The sequence below is a fragment of the Streptomyces sp. NPDC002788 genome (genome assembly GCF_053592115.1).
This window is the reverse complement of record NZ_JBSFVB010000033.1, coordinates 13,767-37,089: the sequence shown is the minus strand read 5'-3', so window position 1 is coordinate 37,089 and position 23,323 is coordinate 13,767. Positions and strand designations below refer to the sequence as shown.

Below are 23,323 nucleotides of genomic sequence, written 5' to 3'. Positions count from 1 at the left end.
GGTCCGGGCCCGAGTGGCCGGCCTCCTCCGCGAGCGTCCAGCCATTCTTGCGTTGCAGCGGAGCGATCAGCCCCCGCAGATAAGCCAGTGCCGACTCCCGAGGCTCCGACCTGCTGAAACGGTGCACGAACCGCTCATGCAAAGCATCGAGTTCCCGAGCCCAGAACCTGACATCAGCAAGGTCCCCACCCACGACCACACCAACGACCGACCTGGCCATCAGTCAGCAAGCACCGTTGCAGTATTAGGACCCTTCGCATTGGGGCGCGTTCTGTGCGGATACGCTCCATGCCTCGGAACTCACCAGGTTGGGCCGCCCTGAGGGCGCCCACACGTCCATGCGCGCAAGGGCCCCGCCGCTGTTGCGGATCCAGGCTTTGCTCGTCGGGTCCATGAACTCCAGACGCAACTGCGCCAGGTCGCCTTCCGTCAGACTCACCGACGGCTGCTCAAGGGCCATGGAGTCGAGCAGTGCCTTGTTCGGGACGGCGATCTGCTTGCAGGGTTGGAGGAGGTCCAGGTCCCATCTCACTCTGCTTGCTGGGAGCGTGAGTCGCATGGCCATGACGCGTGAGCTTCCGTTCACCACGATCACCTCCGAGCCCATCCGGTAGAAGTCGACGAGGTTCGCGTACGCCTTCTCCCGCTCCTTTCGGGATCGGCGCTCCTCCGCGGCCGCCCGCTGCTCCGCCTTTTCGGCGCGTTGGTCCTCCCTGCCGGCGTACAGCTCAGCCCGGATACCGAGGATCAGCCCGACCAATGCCGCTACCACCGTGACGGCGCCGACCGTGAACCGTCCGAGATCCAGGAGGGTGACACGGTACGGGCCGCTGCCGGACTCCTCGGAGGGGTCAGCGTCCCCGGTCGGCGTTGACTCTTCTTGCGGGAGTGAGGGCTGTACTGCGACGGGTCCCGTCCCGTGTGCTGACGCGTCCTCCGGTGCGCTGCCATTACCGGTCCCGGCCGCCTGCGCGGGGGGAGCGGCCGGATTGGTGACTGTTGCTCCTCCCTCGGATTCCGGCGAACTCGCTGCACCTTCGTGTCGGGCCATGCGGCAAGAATGCCCGAACCCTCCTGCCTCGCGGGTCCGTTGCGGCATATGGTCCGGACCCGGCGTGTCTTCACCCGATACCGACGGTGTGGGCGGTCGGGGGCCGGCTGTGGCGGCGCCGTGGGGGAGCGGAATGGGTCGCTGCCACAGCCTGCCTATGTCGTTGTGTGCCCGCTGACCGCGCTCACAGTCGTCAAACCACCCCTGCCGGTAGATCTTCGGGCGGAGCCGCCGGCACCAGCTGCTCATTCATCGGCTGCTACGCCGACATCATCACCAACCGCCGCCCTTTTCCGCCGCCGCACCCGTCCGGGATACTTGAGTCGGCCCCGCCGCAGCTCGTCGGAGGCTGTCGTAACGTCGGTGCCGGACTAGGCACTGCACACTGCGCCCGACGTTGGGCAAGCCCTGGTGAGCTCCTGCCGAGCACATTCTGGTCAACGCTTCCACCGGCGGCGGCAAGTCGGTGACCCTGCGCAGCAGCACCTGCCAGATTCCACCACGGCTCGCTCGCGTTCGTCGGTCGGGGCCAACCGGCTCCGCGGCCTCCGCAGGTACACCGGACAGTCACACTTCCCCAGCAACCACAGGTACAGCGCCGACACCTACGAGGAAAGCACCGGCGCCACCCTGGCCGAACTGCGTGACCCACCAGGCACGGTGACCCGCAGGATCCATGGCCCGCTGCTCCGCTCGCTGGACTCCGAAGAGCTTTTCGCCAAGGCCCTGATCGACGAAGGGTGAGCAGGACGCCGCAACTACGTGTGGGACAATCGCTCCGACACCGCCACCGTACACAGCGCCCCCGACCGTTTCGTCGACGAGGCTTCCTTGGGCGACGACCGCCACCACCGTGACGAGCGCGGCGGCCGGTGCGAGCTCCAGTACTGACGTTCAAGCCCGCGGACCAGGGACTGCTGAGGATGGCGCCCGCACGCTTCTGTGACGCGGCGGCGCGCCCGGCCCTTCACGGCCCGGTGCGCCGTCCGGCGTACTCGGGTGTGGGATGGCGGGGGAGTGGCGGTGTCCGGGGCCGGCGGGCTGTAGGGCGCCTTGGGCGGGTTTCCGTCCGGCCAGTGCACACCTGGTGTCTGCGCGCCGGCCGCCCTCCCCGGCCCGCGCCCCTGCGGCGATGGGTGGGAAGAGAAAACGGTCACCGCCGCGCGCACGACCATCACCATCTCGGCTCTTACCCGCTTTCACGCATGATGACGGCGTCCGGGTCGTCCCGGCCCTGCTCGAGCCAGTAAGCCCCGAGCAGGGCCGCGTACGGCACAGGGGCATCACCGTGCGGTGACGCCGCGGTACACGGCCGTAAATGCGCGTACAGCCGCGCCTTCACCCTCAGTTCACCGGGCACCCGTCGTACCGCCGTGATGCCGGAGGTCGTCCACAGCCGGTCCAGCTCGGTCATCGCGGCGAGTGCGGTAGACGGGTTGCCGTGGAAGACCGTGACACGGAAGCTCCCACCATGCAGATGGACGCCAACCAGCTGACGGTGTCGCCGTAGACGGTGCGCACGTTGGTGGACCAGCAGTTTCCCGAGTGGCGGTGTCTGCCCGTCCCGAACGTCGCCGCGCAGGTGACGGTCAACGCCCTCTTGAGCGGCCGACGGGCCGTCGCACCGGTTGGCCGGCGCGATCCTCAGGAGCGCGGCGCCGTGTGTTCCTCGACGGTCAGTTCCGCAGGGGCTGATACCGATTCGATCCGGCCGCCGGAGGCGATGGTGATGTCGAGTCGTTCTCCCGCGACGGTGAGCCCGGTGATGGTGAGTGCGCCGACGGGCAGTGGGCCTGTCGGGCGGAGGTGGAGACGGCCCGCGGGTACGTCGGGCTCTAGTCCGGTCATCGCGGTCATGAGGGCGATGGCCGCTGCTGCCGACCATGCCTGTGGCTGGCAGGCGGCCGGGTAGGGGACCGGGGCGGGGGTGTCTGCGCGGGCGTCGCCGCTCCAGAGTTCCGGCAGCCGGTAGTCGAAGGCCGGTGCCGCGTCGAGGATGCCCTCGATGAGCCGGGCGGCGGCCTGGGAGTGTCCGGCGCGGGCGAGGCCGGTGACGGCGATGGCGGTGTCGTGCGGCCAGACGGTGCCGCAGTGGTAGCGCAGCGGGCCGAAGCCGCCGGACTGGGACGACATGGTGCGCAGCCCGTAGGCGTCGGACATGTCGGGGGCGGCGAGCCGTGCGGCGACGGCGGCACTCTCGTCGGTGTTGAGGATGCCGGTGGCCAGGAGGTGGCCCATGTTGCTTGTGACGGAGTCGACGGGGCGGCCCGAGCCGTCGAGTGCCATGGCCGGGTAGGGGCCTTGCTGGTCGGTGACCCAGAACCGGGCGCGGAACCGGTCGGCGAGGCGGGCCGCGAAGGTCCGCCAGTGTTCGCCGCCGGGCAGCGCGAAGGCGTCGAGGAGTGCCGCGCCGGAGAGGGCCGCCTCGTAGGCGTAGCCCTGTACTTCGGCGAGGGCAAGGGGTGCTTGGGCGAGGCGGCCGTCGGCATACCGGGCGGCGTCGCCGGAGTCCTTCCAGCCCTGGTTGGCCAGTCCGGTTCCGGTGTGGTCGATGTAGGAGAGGAAGCCGTCTCCGGCCTGGGCGGCGGCGTCGATCCAGCCGAGTGCCGCTGTGAGCGCGGGCAGAAGCGGTTTGATGTCATCGGCGGGCAGGCCCCAGCGCCAGGCGTCGTGGAGCAGGCAGATCCACAAAGGTGTCGCGTCCACCGTGCCGTAGTAGACGGGCGGCAGGCGCAGGCCCTGGCCGTCGTCGAAGAGCCCGCGCCGGACCTCGTGGAGGATCTTGCCCGGCTCCTCCTCGGCCGCCGGATCGGTGCGGGTGCCCTGCCGGGCGGCCAGGGTGCGCAGGGTGCCCAGGGCGAGGTCGGTGCCCAGCGGCAGGAGCATCCGTGCGGCCCACAGGCTGTCCCGGCCGAACAGGGTGAAGAACCAGGGGATGCCCGCGGCAAGGAAGGTGTCGTCGGGTGATTCGGCGGTGGCCATGCGCAGCGAGTGCAGGTCATCCAGGCTCTGCGCGACGAGGGCGGGCAGGCGGCGGTCGTCGGCGGTGACTTCCGGGCGTTGCCAGGTGGGCTCGGGGTCGGCGGCCGTGACGACCGCGGCCGTGTCGGAGACCTCGACGGCCAGGTGCAGGTCGACGTTCTCGCCGGGCTTGACCGTGAGGGTCCAGGTCAGGGTGGAACGCTCGGCGTCGGGCCTCGCGCCGGGGGCGCTGACGGCGACGGCGACTGCCTGGTCGCCCCAGCGCAACACGCCTGCGCCGGAGAGCAGTTCGCTGCTCGGCTCGGCGGGAGAGCGAGGCGGCAGACCCGCCTTGGCGTGCTCCAGTGTCACGAGGTCTCCGGCGACCTCGACGCGGACGGCGAGGTGCACGGGCTTCGTTGCGGTGGAGCGGACGGTCAGCTGCTCGGCGAGCCGACCGGGCGTGAGGGTGCGCTGTCGGTCGATGCGGACGGTCGGGTCGGGGACGGCGTCACCGAGCGTCTGGGCCAGGCCGACGAAGCGGCTGCGGCCGGGTCCGTCCGCCGCGTGCATGACCGCGACGACCGGAAGCCAGTCCTCGCCCGCGCGTGTGTCCTCGGCCTCGCCTTCAGCCTCGCTGTCCCCGACGGCAGCGGGAGGCGCCTTCCCTGCGTGCTCGCCGGACGGTGCGTGGTCGGGGCGCAGCGTCACGCGCAGCAGACTCAGCGCCCGTATGTCGGCGTGGAAGAGCCCGTGTACGGCGGCCCCGGGAGCGGCGGCGTCGAGGTCACCGTCCGGCCGGGACAGCACGACGGTCGGGGCGGCGAGGGTGACCGCGAGGTCGTGCAGGAGCGGCTGCCGCTGGGGTGAAGTCATGGAAGCTCCGTCCGGTGCCCTGGTGTGTCGTGGGCGGTGGTGGGGGGCGGTTTTGTGACCGCGCCGACTCTTGACAGCCTGCGCGGCGATCGCCACAGTAACCGATTAGAACGCTAAATTTAACGTTCAAAATCGAAATGAGACAGCAACACACTGCGACGACACAACAGCGGATACGCTGCGGCGCAGTGGACTGATGGAGGTGGCTTCGCGATGGCGCGAGTAACACTCGAGAGCGTGGCGCGGCATGCCTCCGTGTCGACACAGACCGTGTCCAACGTCATCAACGCGCCGCATCGGGTCCGGCCGGAGACCCTGGCCCGCGTACAGGCCGCCATCAAGGAGCTCAACTACCGCCCGAACCAGGCTTCCCGGACGCTGCGGACCCGGCGTTCACGTCTGATCGGCGCGCGCATCGAGCCGGTGCGCGACGGCGTCAACGGCGCCGTTCTCGCCCAGTTCCTCCAGTCGCTGACCGCCCGTACCCAGGAGGCCGGCTACCGGATCGTGGTGTTCACGGCCACCGACGACGACCACGAGTGCTCCCTGTACGAACAGCTCCTCGACGACCACGATCTCGACGCCTTCGTCCTGCACGCCACCCATGCCGGCGACCGCCGGACGGAGTGGCTCACCGAGCGCCGGGTGCCGTTCGTGACCTTCGGCCGGCCCTGGGGAGCTGAACCCGAGGCCCCGGAGCGGCATGGCTGGGTCGACGTCGACGGCGCGCAAGGGACCCTTGCCGCCACCCGGCACCTCATCGAGGCCGGCCACCGGCGGATCGCCTTCCTCGGCTGGCCGGAGGGCGGTTCAGAGGTCGGTGACGACCGGCGCAGCGGCTGGTCCGCTCTTATGGCCGTGTCCGGGCTCGACACCCCGGACGGCTACGACGCGGGCGTCCCCGACGGGCTCGACACTGGCCGAGAGGCCGCCGCGGCGATGCTCGACCTGCCCACTCCGCCGACCGCGATCGTCTGCGCGAGCGACTCGCTGGCCCTTGGGGCCTGGACAGAGATCACCGCGCGTGGACTGCGTCCCGGGGTCGATGTCGCGGTGGTCGGCTTCGATGACTCCCCGACCGCAGGGGTCGTCGGCCTGAGCAGCGTGGCGCAGCCGTACGACGAGGCCGCCGCCGCCTGCCTGCGGATGCTCCAGGAACTGCTGGCGACTCCCACGCCGCCGGCCGTCCCGCCCACCCCTGTCCTGCTGCCGCCCCGGCTCGTCGTCCGCGCAAGCGGCTGAGTCCCTCAGCGGCACCCGCACCCACCCCGCAGAGCGGCACCGTAGTCCGTTCGGCGAACACCCGCGGTCCCGCTCATAGCTGCAGTGCAGCGGGCGGGATGCGGTCCCCTCTACCACCGGCGCGTCAGGCCGGCCTGCGCAAGGAGATTTATCATGCGAAATCCGCGTATACACTGGGCTGTTGGTGGCGTCGCGCTGCTGTCGCTCAGCCTGTCGGCCTGTGGTGGCAGCGGGTTCGACAGCGGCACCGACAGCAAGCAGTCGGTCGGCCCCGCCTTGATCAAGGTCCTCATAGCCTCCAGCGGCGATGCCGAGACGAAGGCCGTCACGGACGCCGCCAACGCATGGGGGGCGGAGTCAGGCAACAAGGCGACCGTCACCCAGGCCCAGAACATGGAGCAGCAGCTGGGCCAGGGCTTCGCCTCGAACAACCCGCCGGACGTCTTCTACGTCGACGCCGCCCGCTTCGCGACGTACGCGAGCGCGGGCAGTCTCGAACCGTACGGCGACAGCTTCCCGGGGAAGGACGACTTCTATCCCGCGCTGCGTCAGGCGTTCACCTACAAGAGCAAGCTCTACTGCATCCCCAAGGACTTCTCCACGCTCGGCCTGCAGATCAACACCACGGCGTGGGCGAAGGCGGGACTGACCGCCGCCGACTATCCCACCACCTGGCAGCAGCTGGCGACCGTGGCCAAGAAGCTGACGACGGGCAAGCAGGTCGGTCTGGCCCTCGGCGACACGCGCGACCGGATCGGTGCCTTCATGGTCCAGGCCGGCGGCTGGGTGACGAACAAGGACGCCACCAAGGTCACCGCGGACTCTCCCGAGAACCTCAAGGCCCTGAAGTTCGTCCAGTCGCTGCTCGCCGACGGCTCGGCCAAGTACCCCAAGCAGCTCGACTCCGGCTGGCCCGGCGAAGCCTTCGGCAAGCAGAAGGCCGCCATGACGATCGAGGGCAACTGGATCGCCGGCGCCATGAAGAGCGACTACCCGAACGTCAAGTACACGACCATCCCGCTGCCGGCCGGTCCCACGGGCAAGAAGGGCACGCTCGCCTTCACTCAGTGCTGGGGCATCGCGGCCAAGAGCAAGCACAAGGCCGCTGCCATCGACTTCGTCAAGGCGATGACCGCGAAGGAAGCGGAGCTGACCTTCGCCAAGGCGATCGGCGTGATGCCGTCGCGGCAGTCCGCTGAGGCCGAGTACGTCGCCCAGTTCCCGCAGGACAAGGCGTTCATCGACGGCGCCGCATATGCCCAGGCCCCGGTGAACGTCGCGAAGATCGACCAGGTGCTCGCCGACTTCGACACCGGCCTGCAGTCACTGCCGGGCGGCGACCCGAAGCAGATCCTCGCGCGGCTTCAGAAGAACGCGCAGGCGGTCGTAGGCCAGTAACCCGGATGGTCCGGACACGAGCGGAACGAGAGTGAACCTGCGATGAGTGAACCGAATCCCGGGCCCGCACAGGGCCCGGGCAGCGGCCCGGCACCGGCCCGCCCGGCAGGCACCGCCAAGGCCGACGCCCCGTCATCCGCGCTGCGCGGACGCCGCAAGGACACCGGCCCGGACGGCGCCAAGGCCGGTGGAGGCCGCCCCAACCGAGGCCCCCGCGGCGGTATCCGGGGCCGGGAAGGTCTCGCCGGCTGGCTGTTCGTCTCACCCGTCCTCGTTGTGCTCGGACTCTTCCTGGTCGTGCCGATCGTCATGGCGCTCTGGGTGAGCCTGTCCGACTGGAAGGGCCAGGGCAGCCCCTTCTCGGCCGGCGTGCACTTCGTCGGCGGAGAGAACTACGGGCAGCTCGTCACCAAGCCCGGCCTGGCGCAGAGCGACTTCATGACGAGCCTGCGCAACAACGCCTACTACGTGCTCTTCGTCGTCCCGCTGCAGACCGCGCTCGCCCTGGGCCTGGCGCTCCTGGTCAACGGGCGACGGCTGAAGGGCAAAGGGTTCTTCCGCACCGCGTACTACTTCCCGTCGGTGACGAGCTCGGTCTCGATTTCGGTCGTCTTCCTGTTCATCTTCTCCTCCAGCGGAGTGGTCAACGCCCTGCTCGCGAAGATCGGAGTCGACGGACCGGCCTGGTTCGCCGATCCACGCGGCATCATTCATCTCGCCCTCGGCGCCTTCGGCGTGAACACCGACGCGCCACCGGCCGCCCTCGCCGACACGACCATCGGCGGACTGTCCCTGTGGGACTGGATATCCGGCCCCAGCGTCGCCATGACCGCGATCATCGCCCTGGTCGTGTGGACGACGGCGGGCACGTTCATGCTCATGTTCCTCGCCGCACTGCAGGACATTCCCCTGGAAGTCGAGGAGGCCGCCGAGATCGACGGGACCGGGCGCTGGCAGCGGTTGCGTCACGTCACGCTGCCCATGCTCAAGCCGACCCTCTTCCTGGTCCTGACTCTCGGACTCATCGGCTCCTGGCAGGTCTTCGACCAGATCTACATCATGAGCCAGGGCAGTCCGGGGAAGACGACACTGACTCCCGCGTACCTCTCGTACCAGTCCTCGTTCATCAACAACGAGTGGGGGCAGGGCAGTGCCATCGCCTTCATCCTCTTCGCGCTCATCGTCGCGATGACGCTGCTGCAGCGGTTCGTGCTGCGGGACAAGGACGAGGCCCGTGCCAGGGCCGCCACCCGGCGTGCGGCGAAAGCGGCCCGCTCCGGGTCCGGCCCGACCACGGAGACCGCCTGATGCCCCGCACCCCCGCAACGGCCCCCTGCCCACCACCCGGAATCGACGCAACCGCGCCCACCACCGCAGCTGCCCCGGCGGCCACCCCCGACGTCCACGGAGGCACGCGATGAGCACACATCCCCAGCTTGCCGACACAGACACCGCAGCCCCCGCGGACGGCCCGCACACGCCCCGTGGGAAAGGCAACCGCACCCGGCGCGGCGCCCTCACCCGCGCGCTCGGCTACACGGCCCTCGTCCTCGTCGCGATGCTCTACATCTACCCCTTCCTCATCCAGCTCGCGACCAGCTTCAAAACCGATGCGGACGCCACCAACAACCCGCTGTCACTGTGGCCGCACCACTTCACGACAGCCGCCTTCAGCCGGCTCGCCGAAGCGGACTACCCGCGTTGGTTCGCGAACTCCGTCGTCGTCGCACTGCTCGTCACCGCGGGCCGCGTCTTCTTCGACTCCCTGGCCGGCTACGCACTGGCCCGGCTGCGCTTCCCCGGCCGGGGCGCACTGTTCGCCGCCGTCATCGCCGTCATGGCCGTGCCCGGCGTCGTCCTGCTCATCCCGAAGTTCCTCGTCCTCAACCAGCTGGGGATGTACGACTCCTACTCGGGGATGATCGTCCCGCTCCTCGCCGACGCCGCGGGGGTGTTCATCATGAAGCAGTTCTTCGAGTCGATCCCCGTCAGCGTCGAGGAAGCAGCTCGAATAGACGGCGCGAGCACCTTCCGAACCTTCTGGTCCATCGTGCTGCCGATGGCCCGGCCCGCACTGCTCACCCTCACCATCCTGTCGTTCCAGGGATCATGGAACGAACTGGGCCACTTCATCGTGTCCCGCCAGAGCCCGGAACTGAACACCCTCACCACCGGGGTCGCCTCACTCGTCTCCGGACAACTCGGCTCGGGTAACCAGTACCCGCTCAAACTCGCGGCGACCCTCATCATGACCATCCCCGTGGCCCTGGTGTTCTTCGCCTTCCAGCGGCACTTCGTCCGCGGCGGCACGGCAGGCGCGACCAAGGGGTAGCCGGGCGAGGCACCCGAAGTTCGTTGTGATCGATGAGCGGGCGGTGTGGACCACGCACCCCCTCCGACAGGACCGAGCCACATGAGCAACCCGACCCCCGCGAACGAAGCCACGAACGAAGTCACGGACGACTCTTGGTGGCGCTCCGCGGTCATCTACCAGTTGTACATACGCAGCTTCGCCGACGGGGACGGTGACGGAACCGGCGACATCGCCGGCCTCCGCTCCCGCCTCCAGTACCTCGCCCACCTCGGCATCGACGCCATCTGGATCAACCCCTGGTACCCGCCCCCGCTGGCCGACGGCGGCTACGACGTCTCCGACTTCCGCGACATCCACCCCACCTACGGCACCCTCGACGAGGCCCGAAAGCTGATCGACGAGGCCCACGGACTGGGCCTGCGGGTGATCCTGGACATCGTCCCGAACCACACCTCCGACCAACACACCTGGTTCCAGAAGGCATTGGCGGCGGCGCCCGGCTCCCCGGAACGAGACCGGTTCATCTTCCGTGAGGGGAGAGGGGAGGACGGCAGCGAGCCCCCGAACGACTGGCACGCGGCCTTCGGCGGCCCCACCTGGACCCGCACGCCGGACGGCCAGTGGTACCTCCACCTCTTCGCCCCCGAACAGCCCGACCTCAACTGGGGCAACTGCGAGGTCCGGGCCGAGTTCGAGTCGATCCTGCGCTTCTGGTTCGACCTGGGCGTCGACGGCTTCCGCATCGACGTCGCCCACGGCATGGTCAAGTACCCGGCCCTCCCGGACCTCGGCCTGACGGAGTTCTCCGTCATCGCCCACGAAGACAACCACCCTCACTGGGACCGCGAAGGCGTCCATGACATCTTCCGCAGCTGGCGCGCCATCGCCGACAGCTACCCCGACCCCCGCGTCTTCGTCGCCGAGGCCCACGTCCGCCCCGGCCGCCTGCCCGATTACCTCCGCCCCGGCGAACTCCACACCGCCTTCAACTTCGACTTCCTCAAGTGCGCCCTGGAAGCGGACAAGTTGAGGCAGGTGATCGACCGCACCATCACCGACCTGGCGAAGGTCGGCGCCCCCGCCACCTGGGTCCTCTCGAACCACGACGAGGTCCGTCACGTCACCCGCTACGGCCGCGCCCACACCGGCGTCACGACCCCGATGGGCGACCAGGGCCACCCCACCGACCTCGCCCTCGGCACCCGCCGCGCCCGAGCGGCGGCCCTGCTGATGCTGGCCCTGCCCGGAGGCGCGTACATCTACCAGGGCGAGGAACTCGGCCTGTACGAGGTCGAAGACCTCCCCGAGACGGCCCTCCAGGATCCCACCTGGGAACGCTCCGGCCACACCGTCCGAGGCCGCGACGGCTGCCGCGTCCCCCTCCCCTGGACCGGCGACACCCCACCCTTCGGCTTCAGCACGTCCGTGTCCGTCGCCCCGTGGCTTCCCCAGCCCGACGACTGGAAGTCCTACACCGCCGAGGCCAACCAGGCCGACCGCACCTCCATGCTCCAGCTCTACCGATCCGCCCTGCGCCTGCGCCGCACCAACCCCAACCTGCGGAGCGAGGACTTCCGCTGGCTGGACAGCCCGCCCGGCACGCTCCTCTTCGAACGCGGCAACGGCCTGCTGTGCGCGGTCAACCTCTCCGACCAGCCGATCCCGCTTCTCGACGCCGCCATCCCGCTCCTTGCCTCAGGACCACTGGGAAAGGACGGGGTGCTGCCACCGGACACCACGGTCCTGCTGCACCGAGACTGACGGACGGCGAGAGGATCACCCCAGCCGACATCCCTCGCGCGCGCAGCCGCGCCCCAATACGCCAGGGCCTGTCCGGTGTTCACTCCCCGCCGATCGGACAGGCCCTGGTCCATCTGTAGAAGCCCGATGGAGCTGGGAAGCCGTCGCATTGACCTCATGAGTTCCGTGGACAACGGACAGCGCAAAACCTGTCCATAACTTCGGCTCACCAGCCCAGCCTGGCTCCAGAGCAGGATCAGGCACGGGGGTGGCCAGCATCGGCTCCGGCAGCGTCCACGTCACGCACTATGCCTCCCACCCAGGCCATCGGCCGCCTGGGTGACGACCAATGCCGGTCGTTCGGTCACCCGGTGCGGGTGATGCCCGCAGGCCGGGGCCGGGGTCGGCATGGACTGTCCTTGGAGGCGGTGAGCGTATGCGTTACGACTTCCGTGTCTGCGGTTCTGTCCCGGACAAGGCTGCGGAGGTGTTCCCCGAGCTGGAAGCCCGCGACGCTGGGCGAGCAGACTGTCTTTCACGGGGCCGTCGTCGACGAGGCGCATCTGTTCGGTCTGCTTGCCCGCTTCCGTATGCTGGGCCTGCTGGTCACGGAGATGCGGCAGGTGCCCTCATCAATGGCGTAGTAGCCGTTCACTGCCCGCTTTGGGCGACCGCCCCCGATGGCCCTGCCGTAGGTCGCCAAGCTCGAGGCCGGACAGCGAAGCTCTGGTCACACGCAGGGGGCCTGGGCGCCTAGGAGCGTGGGTCAGTAAACAACTCCTGGAATGCCGCGCCTCGTGGTGGAGTGCGGCTGCCGAGCGCTGCTCTTGAAAAGGCGTGGCTGCAGGGCAGCCGTGATGCGAAAATCAGTCCGCAACTTGATCCACATCCGCGTCCCGGAGGTCCGCATGGACGTCGCCTCGCTGCTGCCGTTGACCACGGCCCGGTTGTCACTGCGTCTGTTCACTCCCGGCGACGCCGACGACCTGTACGCCTACCAGAGCCTGCCGAGCGTGGCGCGCTACTTGTACCGGCCGGCGCACACGCGTGAGCGCAGCGAGCAGGTTGCCGCCGAGCGCGCGGCGCAGACGGCCTGGCGCGCCGACGGGGACAAGCTGGCGCTCGCTGTCTGCCGACGCGATGAGTCCGGCGTCCTTGGCGAGGTGAGCCTCACCCTGGCCGATGCCCGCGCCGCCCAGGCGGAGATCGGCTGGACTCTCGACCCAGGTCACCAGGGGCACGGCTACGCGACCGAGGCGGCCGCGGCGCTGGCCGGGTTTGCCTTCGACACGCTGGGCGTGCACCGGCTCTACGCACGGCTGGATGTGGAGAACACCGGGTCTGTGCGGGTCTGTGAGCGCCTCGGGATGCGCCGGGAGGCGCACCTGGTCGAGAACGACCTCGACGGGGATCGCTGGGGCAGCGAGTACATCTACGCGGCGCTGTCCGCGGATCTTGGCAGTCGATCAGGCGATTGAGCCCCACGCCGCCTCCTGTTCGTGATCTTCCATACGGAGAATCCTGGTATGTCTGGTGGGGATGGCCTGTTCGAGGTGGATCCGGCGGCGGTGGTGAAGCCGGAGACCGCGCCGACGGTGGCGGTGAAGAAGACCTTCCGGGCGTTCGTCCCCGATCAGATGCTGATGCTGCCGCCGTCACTGGATGAGTGGCTGCCCGAGGGGCATCTGGCCCGATTCGTAGCCGAACCGGTCGACGAGGCACTCGACCTGGGCCCGATCCTGGCGTCCTATACCGAGAAGCGCGGGTTCCCGCCGTATGACCCGCGGTTGATGGTCCGGCTACTGATCTACGGGTACACCACCGGAGTGCGCTCGTCGCGGGCGATCGAGCGCAAGTGCACCGATGATGTGGCCTTCCGCTATCTGGCCGCGGGGGCGGGGCCGGACTACCGGTCGCTATCCCGGTTCAGGGCCCGGCACCTGGACGCCCTGGCCGGGATCTTCACCCAGTCGCTGCGCCTGGCGCAGCGACTGGGCATGGTCAAGATGGGCCGGGTCGCACTCGACGGCACGAAACTGCAGGCCAACGCCTCCAAGCACAAGGCGATGAGCTACAACCGGCTGGTGGAGAGGGAAGAACGCCTCGAAGCCGAGATCGCCAGCCTCGAGGCGGCGGCCGCCGGCCTGCTGGCCGATGCCGAGGCTCTCGATGCCGCCGAGGACGAGCGGTTCGGGCCCGACGACAAGGACACAGACCTGCCCGCCGAACTCGACCGCAGGGAAAAGCGCCTGGCCAGGTCGCAGACCGCCCGCGCGCAGATCGAGGCCGAGCCCGCCGAGAAGGCCCGCAAGCACGCCGAGGACAAGGAGCGGCGACGCCAAAAGCGTGCCGGGACCGACGAACCCGAGGCGGTGGCCGAAGTCGGCGACCTGGCGGCCAAAACCGCGCGGCCGAAGGACAAGGCGCAGGCCAACTTCACCGACCCCGAATCGCGCATCATGAAGAACGGGGCCGGCGCGTTCATCCAGGCATACAACGCCCAGGCCGTGGTGGACGACGCGCACCAGATCATCACCGCCGCCGACGTTACGACCAACCCCGCCGACGCACTCAACTACACCGGCATGCTCGACCAATCCGCCGCGAACACCGGAATCCACGCACGTCAGGCGCTCCTCGACGCGGGCTACTGCTCCGAGGCGAACCTTCAGGCCGCAGCCGAGCGCAAGGAAGAACACGGCACCGACACCTTCATGGCCACCGGCCGCCTGTCCCACGACGAACGCGTCAGCCCCGCCCCGCGCGGACGCATCCCGGCCGACGCCACGGCGCGCGAGCGCATGGCCCGCAAACTGCACACCAAACCCGGACGCGCCGCCTACGCCCAACGCAAAGCCATCGTCGAACCCGTCTTCGGGCAGATCATGACCTGCCAAGACGGCCGCAGACTCCTGCTACGCGGCGAAGCAGGCGCCCGCGCCGAATGGCTGCTACTCGCCGCATGCCACAACCTGCGAAAGATCTTCGGGCAGGTCGGAACCCCCGGACTGGCCGCCGCCCGAGCCTGAGCGCCCAGGCTGCAGCATCACCCTCCACAGCAACCACGCCCCGCACCCGCCCCGACACCGCCGACAACCCCAGACCGCCAGAGATCCGACCACCAACCCTCGACGGCTTGCTCGTTACCGACCCACGCTCCTAGCCAGGGACGGCAAAAATGCCTGATGAGCGCGTATCGAAGCGTGGGAGCATGTAGCCATGGCTGAGGATACGGAGCCTGACGAGTCCGAGAATGCGGGCCAGACGGATGACCAGGAGCCTGACGAGCCGGAGGACGCGGACCAGACGGAGTCGGTTGACCTTTCGCGCTTCTATGCGTCGACGCTCAAGCCGTTCCACGACTCTGTGCGGAACCAAAACGCGCGGATCAGCAAGATGCTCGCTGACTCCGCTGTGATGAGGATGCGCCCGGTTCTCCTCGGATCGTGGTTGAGTCTCCCCTGATCCGGATGACCGCCTTGACGGAGAACCTCCGCAGGCAGATGGCGGACCTGACCGGCTTCAACGACATGATCCGGCAGGCGGTGCAGCCGCTGGCCGCGACCTACCGGCCGCCCAAGTGGCACAGCGTCTTCGCCTCCCTCGGTGACGTCGTCAACAGGCTCTACCCGGAGAACCTGCGCGAAGTCAGGCCCGATCTGGATGACCTGGAGGAGCTCCTGGTTGAAGAGGGCATCCCTCTCATGTGGGTTCCCCGACCGCAGACGGTGCGCGTCCTGCTGGATGCGCCGGATGCGGCCGCCCGGCGCCGGATCATCGGCCGACGCTGGAAGGGCATCGTCAACGACTGCGAGGCGGTACTCGAAGAGGTCAGGCACCCGGTAGTTGTCACATAGGCAGCCTTGTTGTCACCTGTGAGGTGCGGCGCCGGAAGGTCGTCTCAAGTCTTGACGGCCTCTGCGATCTGCTGGGCGGCCTGGGCGGGGGTGAGGTGCGTGGTGTCGACGACTTCGGCCTCGGCGTGCAGCCACGTGCGGGCCGCTTCGGCGTAGGGCTCAAGGTATTGGAGACGGAACGGGAGTTGGGGCCGCCGCTCCTTGACGGCCCGACGGCGGCCAACCCGGAGGCCCACTTCAACACCCCGGCCGGCCGACCCGTACGGCCCCAGGGGGCGGACCCCGCCGTTCCACCCGTACCGAACGCCCTGGCAGGGCGGTGCGCCCCGGTCAGCCCGCAGGTCGGCCGGGGTGCCGGTGGCGGCCGGAAGACAGCGGACCGCGCGGCACCGGCCTTGCCGGGGGCCCGTGCCCCTGACAGTCTTCCGGCGCGCGCCCTGCGGCGGCCGGGGCACGGGCCAGACCCCCGGTCGGCCCCCCACCCGTTGGCTCTGCCCGATGGACGAACCGACCAGGAGTGCCCGCCATGCCGCGTACGACCTTCCGTGTGCCCCGCACGCTGCTCGCCGCCACGGCGACGGCCGCCCTCGCCCTCGTCACGGCCCTCACCACGGCGACCACCCCGGCCGTCGCCGCCCCGGCCGCCGAAGCCGGGACTATCGCCCAAGCCCCCAAAGCCGGGACCACAGGGGCCACCTCAGGCTTTTGGGCCTGCTCCGTCCCGTCCGGCTACACGTACACCTCTTCCCGCAGCTCCTACACCTGCTCGGGAGGCAGCAGCTACCCGACCACCGAGTTCTACGTCCAGCCGCCCGCCGACGGCCTCTGGGCCTGCACCACCATGCCCGGCTACACCCACACCGGGGTCAAGAGCAGCCACACGTGCTCCGGCGGCGGGAGCTACACGACCAACCAGTTCCTGCTCTACAAGCCCGTGACCGGCATGTGGGCCTGCTCCGTGCCGTCCGGGTTCACCTACACGGCCACCCAGCAGAGCTACACCTGCTCCGGCGGCGCCAGCTACACCACCACCCAGTTCCTGCTGCGCGCCCTGTAGACGCCGAGGGCCCCGGGCCCGGACGCGCGCTGGCTCACGAGCCCGGTCTCCAGCCGGAGGACTACGGGGTGCTGATCCGGCTGCCGCTGCGGGATCCGGGGCTGCCCTCGGAGTTCCGGCAGGGAGAACCGGCGGGCTCCCCTACGCTGTGGCCGTGCGGAACACGAAGGCGTTCCAGGAAGCCGTTGCCCAGACCCTGGCGGAGCTCGCCCACCAGGGCGTGACGCTCGCCCCGGCGGTGGTCGAGGACACCATCGAGAAGAACATCCGCACGGCGGCTGACCGCCTCGGGATCCAGGTGCGGTCGGCCTGGCGGTACTTCGACGCGGCCGCGCTCGCCGCTCGCCTCGCCGACAGCGCGCGCAGCTTCGAGGAGAGCAGCGACCGCAAGGGCGTGGGCCAGGCGCCGATGCCGCCGGTGGACAATCCCGAGCTCGCGCTGATTCTCGCCGGCGTTCCCAACGCCCTCGCGCAGACCGGCGGCGACCTGTACGGCGTCATCGTCAACGTGGCGGTCAACGCCTGGATGGCCGGCCACATCGACGGCGAGGACGGCTGCGACGGGTGCGAGGACAGCCGCGGTCCGTCCGGCCACGACTGGGAGGGCCGGATGCGCATCATCACCGAGATGCAGCCGGACATCAGCAAGTGGTTCGACCGGAACGTGTGGAGCCCCGCGGTCAACGACACCGGCTTCACCGTCACCCACAGCTGACGGCCCGTACCGCCGCGGCGTCCAGCCGGAGGAGGTGCGCTTCACGGACATTGAGCACCTGGAGTTCGATCTGCAGCTGCCCGACGCACCGCGAGCTCCGGACCAGTCATTCCGGGGCTCGCGCGCGTGTGTCCTGAGTGGGCGAGGCCGACCACCCCACGCCGGGGGATCCCACTCAGACGGTCTGGGCGGCACGGCTGACGCGGCCCTGCGTGTAGTGGAAGAGGAGGTCGACGTACTCGCGGAACAGCGGCGGGTTGGCGCAGCATACTGCGGCCAGCGAGGGCACCCCCTGGTGGTGGTCGGGTAGCGCCCCTCGTCGCCGTTCGGGTCGCGGCGGTGCAGGTCCCGGATGAACTCGACGACCATGTACTGAACGTCGCCGACAGCGAACAAGTCGTCGTCGGCCTCCTTCAGCCGCTTCAGCAGCACTCCCAGGTCGTGGCCTTTCACCTGCTCTGGTCCGAGGATGGCCTTCAACGAAAGCTCAGCCAACTGCCGGGCGAGGAAGAAGGCCGGCTGTGGGATCCCGGCGTCGATCAACGCGATGGCGCCTCGGTGGAACTCGCCGAGAGTTTCCTCGGACGCGTCCGCGCAGTGGGTGCGGGACAGGCACAGCGCGTCGGGCCACTCGTGTTCCGTGTCCATGTTACCGAACGGGCTCTGATAGGTCATGACGGACATTCTGTGCCGCTGGCGCGCCCGGAGGAGACCGGTTTTATGGAGCTCGGAGCGTTAGTCCTCGCTGCCGGAGGCATGGTCGAAGCCCTTGAGTACAGGGTCCAGTTCGGCGGTTATCTCGCATCTTTTGCCTGTTGTTTAACCTCCTGCATCAGGCTGAAGACCTGCAGGCCAGCGTCGGGTCGCACAGAAGGTTTCAGTAGCGCACGATTCACTTCAGTCTGTCTTTCAGTGCCGCACTGAAGGATTCAGTGAAGTTCTTGGAAGCGCAGTCCGAGCAACTATCTGGCCGTACTCGATCGTCCTCCAGGCGTGACGCACCCACCCGCACCGCCCCTGCTGGCTCCCCCTGACTGGCCGCACTGCGGCCACGGCAGAACCCCGGAAGATTCGGTCGGCTGCCGCGGCATCCACGTCCCCGGCCACGCTGCATGCCTCACCCACCTGAACGACACCGACCGCGACACCTACCTCGCCGGCCTGACCCCCGGTGCTGATATCGACCACCGCGGCACCCCGTTCACTGAAACCCTTCTCGAAGCCCTCCTCCATGCGCTCCACGATCCCGCTACCGGACACCCCCGCCTTGGCCTCGCCCGGTTCGGCGGGGCGACCTTCCAGGGCATCGCCCGGTTCACCAGGGCGACTTTCGAGGGCGATGCCACGTTCGAATCGGCGACCTTCCAGGGCAACGCCCGGTTCGCCTCGGCCACCTTCCAGCGTGACGCCTCGTTCGGCCTGGCGACCTTCCAGGACGACGCCTGGTTCGGCTCGGCGACTTTCCAGCGCAACGCCGACTTCACCTCGACGACCTTCCAGGATGACGCCACGTTCGCCTCGGCGACCTTCCAGGGCGGCGCCCAGTTCGCCTCGGCGGCCTTCCAGGGCGGCGCCTGGTTCGGCGCGGCGACCTTCCAGCACGAGGCCCAGTTCAGCTTCGCGACCTTCCAAGATGACGCCGGGTTCGCCTCGGCGGCCTTCCAGGGCTACACCGCGTTCGGCTCGACGACCTTCCAGGGCGGCGCCGGGTTCGCCTCGGCGACCTTCCAGGGCTACACCGCGTTCGGCTCGACGACCTTCCAGCGCAACGCCGAGTTCGAATCGGCAACCTTCCAGCACGACGTCACGTTCGATCATGCGTTTTTCGAGAGGGCGGTCACCCTAGGGCCGTTAGTGTGCGCCGGGCAGGTGCTGCTGTCCGAGGCGGTCTTCGGCGGTCCGGTGACCCTCTCGTTCGCCGCGCGCCACCTTGAGTGCCGGCGGACCCGCTGGTCGTCCACGGCCGAGGTCCGTCTGCGCTATGCCACAGTGGACTTCTCCCACGCCGTCTTCGAATACCCCCTCACGATCGCCGCGGAGCCGGTCCCCTTCGTGGTCGCAGGCGGCTACCTCCTAGCAGAAGCCTCACTCGCCAGCCTGCCCGATGCCGCGGTGCGGTTGACCTCGCTGCGCGGAGTGGACGCGGCCCACCTGGTCCTCGCCGACGTCGACCTCTCAAGCTGTCTACTCACCGGGACCGTGCACTTGGACCAGATACGTCTGGAGGGCAACTGCTCCTTCGAAAGGGTCCCTACGGGAATGCACTGGCAGGCTAGGCGCCCAGTGCGGTTCACCCAGCGACGCACGCTCGCCGAAGAGCACCACTGGCGCGCGCGGCAACCGGCAGCGGCTCCCGGCTGGCACGCGGCGATGCCCGACGTCGGACATGCCGGGCCGGCGCAGCTGGCGCCTGTGTACCGGGCGCTGCGCAAGGCGTTCGAGGACGCCAAGAATGAGCCGGGGGCGGCGGACTTCTACTACGGCGAGATGGAGATGCGCCGCCACGATCACGCCACCACCCCCACGGAACGCGGGCTGCTGCACGGCTACTGGCTGCTGTCCGGCTATGGCCTGCGTGCCTCCCGCGCCCTGGGCTGGCTCGCTGCCGCCATGCTTATCACCGTCGTGCTGCTTATGGGCTTCGGACTTCCCAAGGACTCCCCGAAGCAGGAAGCAACCGGCACCGTGCCGCCCGACGGTGGCAAGGTCACCTTCGAGATCAGCAAGGCTGATCCCCAGAACCACACGGGGGAAAGGTTCACTGGCGAGCGCTTCGACAAAGCCCTGAACGTCACCCTCAACTCGGTGGTGTTCCGCTCGTCGGGTCAGGACCTGACCACCACCGGCACCTACCTCGAAATGGCGTCCCGCGTGACCGAGCCCGTCCTTCTGGGCTTGGCGGTCCTGGCTGTCCGTAACCGCGTCAAACGGTGACCCCAGCGCCCCACGGTCAGGGGTCGGAAGAACGCCGCAGCCACCGGACATTCGAGCAACCGGTGCGCCCGGGCCGCCATGAGTTGCCGCACGGAAGATTTCAGTACCCAGGTCACGGCCCCGTCCACTGAAATCTTCCGTGCGGCCCGACAGCCAGGTGCCCATCGCGGTGACTCTCCAAGGCAACAAGTCCAAGTCTGTGCTGCTGCCCTGGCGTATCGGTCACTTAACGAGCTCAGCAAGGTCCACAGCCTCAAAGATGAAGTCCGTGATGAAGAGGTGGTAGCGGAGTTTGCCGTGGTAGGCGGCGATCCGCTCGGCCGCAAGTGAGGCGACTTGCTGGGCATGGCCGAAACGGATGACTGGCCCCTCCGGCGTCAGATGGACGAGTGCATAGAGCGCGATAGCGTCGAGATGCTCAGCGAGGCTGTCCAAGCCCTGCGCGCGTTCAGGCAGGGCCCCGAACTTCCCCTCGCTAGTCGTTGTCCCCTTGACCTGGACAAAGAGCCGTGCGGAGCCCTGCTTCGCGAGCAGGTCGGCAAATCGGAAGTTCTTCGCCAACCCGTTGAGGTTGATCACTTCCCAGCCTGCGGCAGCGAGAGCTGCCTCGACTGCTGCTTCAGCCGCCGCACCCACCCGAGCCTTTTCCGCTGCCGACTGCATCCGATGTGACCTCCCCTGTCACCAGTACGACCGTGAGCGCACTGCGCCCAGGGCGACGGGCAGCGGCGGCGAGGGCAGGGCCTTCAACGAAGCAGGCTCTCCAAGAAGTCACTGCTGAGGCGCGCTACAGCCTTGAGGTCCAGCTGGTGCACGACATAGCGGCCTCGTCGTTGGGTCGTGAGCAGGCCGGCTTTCTTCAAGCGCGCGAGGTGACGTGAAGTCTCTGGCGCGGTGAGCCCGGTGGCTCCGGCGAGTTCTCCCGTTGTATGCGGGCCGCGAGCGAGTGCCCTGCACAGACGCATGCGCACTGGGTGGGCCAGGGCTTCCAGACGCATTTGGAGCAGCTTGATGGCCATCGGTGCGGGCAGGTTCGGGGTGGTGATCGGGTACTGAATCACAGGGCGCCAGCCGGGGACGAGTTTCACGACAAGATGGGGCCAGCCGAAGGCAGTGGGTATGCAGGTGAGCCCCAAGTGGCCGGTGGTGCCTGAGCTGTCCGTCAACTTGTCGACAGTGAGACGGGCCTGGGTCTCGTCAGGTTGGAGCACCGGCGACATGGCCGTGAAGGCTTCGGCCATTCCTTTGCGTTTGAGCAGTTCCGTCTTGTGCCGGGCGTCGCTGTACAGGTTTGTCCGTACGCCTTTCCACGCATCGGCGAAGAAGGCCTGTTCGCAGTCCTCTAGCAGTCGGCGCAGCCAGATACGGGTGCCGTGCGGGTCGCAGAGGAGGCGGTCGGCGAAGGCTGCCTCCCTCGGTCCACGGGCTGTCGCCCGTTCCAGGGCGTTCTTGCGGTCGGTTTCACTGGTGAGGGGTTCTGGTACGCCACGGTGATACTGGGCCATACAGGAGATCTCGAGTGCCGCCGCGACGAACGTCTCGTCGTCCATCTCGTCCAGGGCATCGAGTTCCTCGACCAGAGTGGCCCTCGGATGAGCGGGCAGCAGGATGTCGGCGCGGGTTGCCTGCCACAGGAAGCTCGCCTCGTCGAGCCGATCTGCGAGGTCGGCGGGCATGGAGGAGGCTGTTGCCGTTGCCCAGCCCTGCAGGCCGGGATGGTGCCCTGGAGCGGACATGACGTGCAGCATCTCGGCGAGTTCGGACAGGGGCGACGGCGCGAACAGGACCTGTTCCGGCTGTAGGTTCACGATATCGATCGTTACGCCCATATTTGCACCCCTCTCTCCTTCGGGAGCCGGACTGAAGCGCCTCGATGGCTTGTCAATGTTCGTCAAGTAAGGGAGGCGCGAGGCAACACCTGCGCCAGAGTGACGGACATGCGATCAACCCGAAGACGCAACCGAGCCGGCAGGCTCCCCCAGGCCGCTGAGTTCAGCGGTGGCCACGCGGTAGCCCAGCTGGAACAGGGTGTCCGCCCCGAGTTGCTGCTTGAGCTTGGCGATGTGAGTGGCGCAGCTCCGCTTGCTCAGGCCGATGCGCCTGGCGATCGCGGTTTCACTCTCGCCCTCGATCAGGAGCCGGACGATGGACAGACGCACCTCATTGGAGATGGTTCTGGCCACCGCAATGTCGGGATCCGCCGGGAAGGCGGTCGCCCGCTGCCAGCTCCGGTCGAACACATCGGCCAAGTAGTGCACAACGGCTCCGTCGTCGATCACGACGGCTTCGTCGTCGCTGTCCGGGGCGGGGATGAACGCCACCCGCCTGTCGACGACGATCAGCCGCTGGAAGAACTCATCAAGCGTGCGCACTTCGGCTCCCAGCGATGTCACTTCGGAGACGTAATCGCGAGTAGGCGTGTCGAACTGAGCGCTGTGCTGGTAGAGCGTGCGCATTGTGACACCGCGCATCAGTACCGCCCTGTCGCGGATGATCGCCTTCTGGAGCAAATCGGCAGGCCTGCCCCCACCGGGCTGCGCGGTCAGCAGTTCCTGCCGACATTCGGCTAGGGCCTGGCCTAGGTGGAGGTCGATGTCCTGGGGCTTACTGAGGCGTTGAGGGCGATTACTCTGGCCCATGTGGTCATGGTAAGACCGGAATTCATCGATGAGGGGGGCCAGCTCATCACTCAGGTCCGTCGCCTGATCCAGAAGAGTCAGCGCTTGAGATCGCCACGTGGCCCCGATCCGCGCCTCGGCGATACGAGGGTCCACTGGGACCAAGACCTTTGGTCTTTTCGGCTCCGGCTCAATCAGGCCGAGGCGTAACAGTTCCTCCACGGCGCTGGGACGCCTCCCTTCCGAGGATGCCCCATGCGGCTCCGCCAGAGTGAGTGACCCACTTATCAGCGCCTCTCTGTAGAGAGACTTTGCTCCCGAGCTCAGTACGGCGGGCGCCAGCTCCGCCAGGGCGGACTGTGATTCGTCCTGCGTGGCGCTCACTCGCACACCTCTACACCTCTCCGGATCCCGGTAACAGCAGCAGCATCATCCCACAGTGAGCACACTCCCCCTTCTCGTGTGAGCTGCCGCACATGCGGAATGTAAATGCTGCACCAAGGAAAGATCAAGCAATGCTAAATGCACCATTCATCCCCCCTCACTTCTCTGCAATGCGA

General features: G+C 68.4%; 19 protein-coding genes and 3 pseudogenes. 14 read left to right on the top strand and 8 right to left on the bottom strand.

Annotation, left to right across the window (positions count from 1 at the left end):
- The 4 genes and pseudogenes from ACWD1U_RS36455 to ACWD1U_RS36440 all read right to left on the bottom strand — a co-directional run.
- Positions 1-193, bottom strand: a pseudogene (locus tag ACWD1U_RS36455) (IS701 family transposase); the annotation flags it as partial.
- Between the two features lie 51 nt (positions 194-244).
- On the bottom strand, positions 245-1,051 hold the full coding sequence (locus ACWD1U_RS36450) for a hypothetical protein (RefSeq protein ID WP_451113653.1): 807 nt from the start codon (positions 1,049-1,051) through the stop codon (positions 245-247).
- A 1,189-nt stretch (positions 1,052-2,240) separates the two neighbouring features.
- A complete protein-coding gene (locus tag ACWD1U_RS36445) occupies positions 2,241-2,465 on the bottom strand; it encodes a hypothetical protein (RefSeq protein ID WP_451113652.1) in 225 nt (74 codons plus the stop codon).
- A gap of 230 nt (positions 2,466-2,695) precedes the next feature.
- A complete protein-coding gene (locus ACWD1U_RS36440; RefSeq protein ID WP_451113651.1) occupies positions 2,696-4,888 on the bottom strand; it encodes a glycogen debranching N-terminal domain-containing protein in 2,193 nt (730 codons plus the stop codon).
- 255 nt (positions 4,889-5,143) lie between these two features.
- On the opposite strand from ACWD1U_RS36440, the gene ACWD1U_RS36435 reads away from it, so the two are divergent.
- The 10 genes and pseudogenes from ACWD1U_RS36435 to ACWD1U_RS36390 all read left to right on the top strand — a co-directional run bounded on the left by ACWD1U_RS36435 (position 5,144) and on the right by ACWD1U_RS36390 (position 15,439).
- On the top strand, positions 5,144-6,130 hold the full coding sequence (locus ACWD1U_RS36435) for a LacI family DNA-binding transcriptional regulator (RefSeq protein WP_451113650.1): 987 nt from the start codon (positions 5,144-5,146) through the stop codon (positions 6,128-6,130).
- A gap of 153 nt (positions 6,131-6,283) precedes the next feature.
- A complete protein-coding gene (locus tag ACWD1U_RS36430) occupies positions 6,284-7,528 on the top strand; it encodes a sugar ABC transporter substrate-binding protein (RefSeq protein WP_451113649.1) in 1,245 nt (414 codons plus the stop codon).
- Between the two features lie 42 nt (positions 7,529-7,570).
- Positions 7,571-8,836, top strand: coding sequence for a carbohydrate ABC transporter permease (locus tag ACWD1U_RS36425; RefSeq protein ID WP_451113648.1), 1,266 nt, complete (start codon positions 7,571-7,573; stop codon positions 8,834-8,836).
- 109 nt (positions 8,837-8,945) lie between these two features.
- Entirely contained in the window at positions 8,946-9,860 is a 915-nt protein-coding gene (locus ACWD1U_RS36420) for a carbohydrate ABC transporter permease (RefSeq protein ID WP_451113647.1), read from the top strand.
- 81 nt (positions 9,861-9,941) lie between these two features.
- A complete protein-coding gene (locus ACWD1U_RS36415; protein ID WP_451113646.1) occupies positions 9,942-11,603 on the top strand; it encodes a glycoside hydrolase family 13 protein in 1,662 nt (553 codons plus the stop codon).
- 415 nt (positions 11,604-12,018) lie between these two features.
- Positions 12,019-12,226: pseudogene (locus ACWD1U_RS36410) on the top strand (hypothetical protein).
- A gap of 264 nt (positions 12,227-12,490) precedes the next feature.
- The gene (locus tag ACWD1U_RS36405; protein ID WP_451113645.1) at positions 12,491-13,060 is read left to right on the top strand and encodes a GNAT family N-acetyltransferase; all 570 of its coding nucleotides are present in this window, start codon (positions 12,491-12,493) and stop codon (positions 13,058-13,060) included.
- Between the two features lie 123 nt (positions 13,061-13,183).
- The gene (locus ACWD1U_RS36400) at positions 13,184-14,611 is read left to right on the top strand and encodes an IS1182 family transposase (RefSeq protein WP_451113654.1); all 1,428 of its coding nucleotides are present in this window, start codon (positions 13,184-13,186) and stop codon (positions 14,609-14,611) included.
- A 190-nt stretch (positions 14,612-14,801) separates the two neighbouring features.
- Positions 14,802-15,047 carry a hypothetical protein gene (locus tag ACWD1U_RS36395; protein WP_451113644.1) on the top strand — a complete coding sequence of 82 codons (246 nt, stop codon included), beginning with the start codon at positions 14,802-14,804 and terminating at the stop codon, positions 15,045-15,047.
- A 5-nt stretch (positions 15,048-15,052) separates the two neighbouring features.
- A complete protein-coding gene (locus ACWD1U_RS36390; protein ID WP_451113643.1) occupies positions 15,053-15,439 on the top strand; it encodes a hypothetical protein in 387 nt (128 codons plus the stop codon).
- Between the two features lie 44 nt (positions 15,440-15,483).
- Here ACWD1U_RS36390 and ACWD1U_RS36385 read toward each other — a convergent pair.
- A pseudogene (locus tag ACWD1U_RS36385) lies at positions 15,484-15,630 on the bottom strand (ATP-binding protein); the annotation flags it as partial.
- 335 nt (positions 15,631-15,965) lie between these two features.
- On the opposite strand from ACWD1U_RS36385, the gene ACWD1U_RS36380 reads away from it, so the two are divergent.
- The 4 genes from ACWD1U_RS36380 to ACWD1U_RS36365 all read left to right on the top strand — a co-directional run bounded on the left by ACWD1U_RS36380 (position 15,966) and on the right by ACWD1U_RS36365 (position 20,145).
- Positions 15,966-16,496: a hypothetical protein gene (locus tag ACWD1U_RS36380; protein ID WP_451113642.1), complete on the top strand. Its 531-nt coding sequence runs from the start codon at positions 15,966-15,968 to the stop codon at positions 16,494-16,496.
- Between the two features lie 154 nt (positions 16,497-16,650).
- The gene (locus ACWD1U_RS36375; protein ID WP_451113641.1) at positions 16,651-17,211 is read left to right on the top strand and encodes a hypothetical protein; all 561 of its coding nucleotides are present in this window, start codon (positions 16,651-16,653) and stop codon (positions 17,209-17,211) included.
- 339 nt (positions 17,212-17,550) lie between these two features.
- Positions 17,551-18,135, top strand: coding sequence for a hypothetical protein (locus tag ACWD1U_RS36370; RefSeq protein ID WP_451113640.1), 585 nt, complete (start codon positions 17,551-17,553; stop codon positions 18,133-18,135).
- A gap of 69 nt (positions 18,136-18,204) precedes the next feature.
- Positions 18,205-20,145 carry a pentapeptide repeat-containing protein gene (locus ACWD1U_RS36365; protein WP_451113639.1) on the top strand — a complete coding sequence of 647 codons (1,941 nt, stop codon included), beginning with the start codon at positions 18,205-18,207 and terminating at the stop codon, positions 20,143-20,145.
- A 222-nt stretch (positions 20,146-20,367) separates the two neighbouring features.
- Here the strand turns inward: ACWD1U_RS36365 and ACWD1U_RS36360 are convergent, their stop codons facing one another.
- The 3 genes from ACWD1U_RS36360 to ACWD1U_RS36350 form a co-directional block, all read right to left on the bottom strand.
- Positions 20,368-20,808: a hypothetical protein gene (locus tag ACWD1U_RS36360; protein ID WP_451113638.1), complete on the bottom strand. Its 441-nt coding sequence runs from the start codon at positions 20,806-20,808 to the stop codon at positions 20,368-20,370.
- Between the two features lie 83 nt (positions 20,809-20,891).
- Entirely contained in the window at positions 20,892-21,974 is a 1,083-nt protein-coding gene (locus ACWD1U_RS36355) for a DUF5937 family protein (RefSeq protein ID WP_451113637.1), read from the bottom strand.
- A gap of 114 nt (positions 21,975-22,088) precedes the next feature.
- A complete protein-coding gene (locus tag ACWD1U_RS36350) occupies positions 22,089-22,985 on the bottom strand; it encodes a LuxR family transcriptional regulator (RefSeq protein ID WP_451113636.1) in 897 nt (298 codons plus the stop codon).
- Positions 22,986-23,323 lie beyond the last annotated feature (338 nt).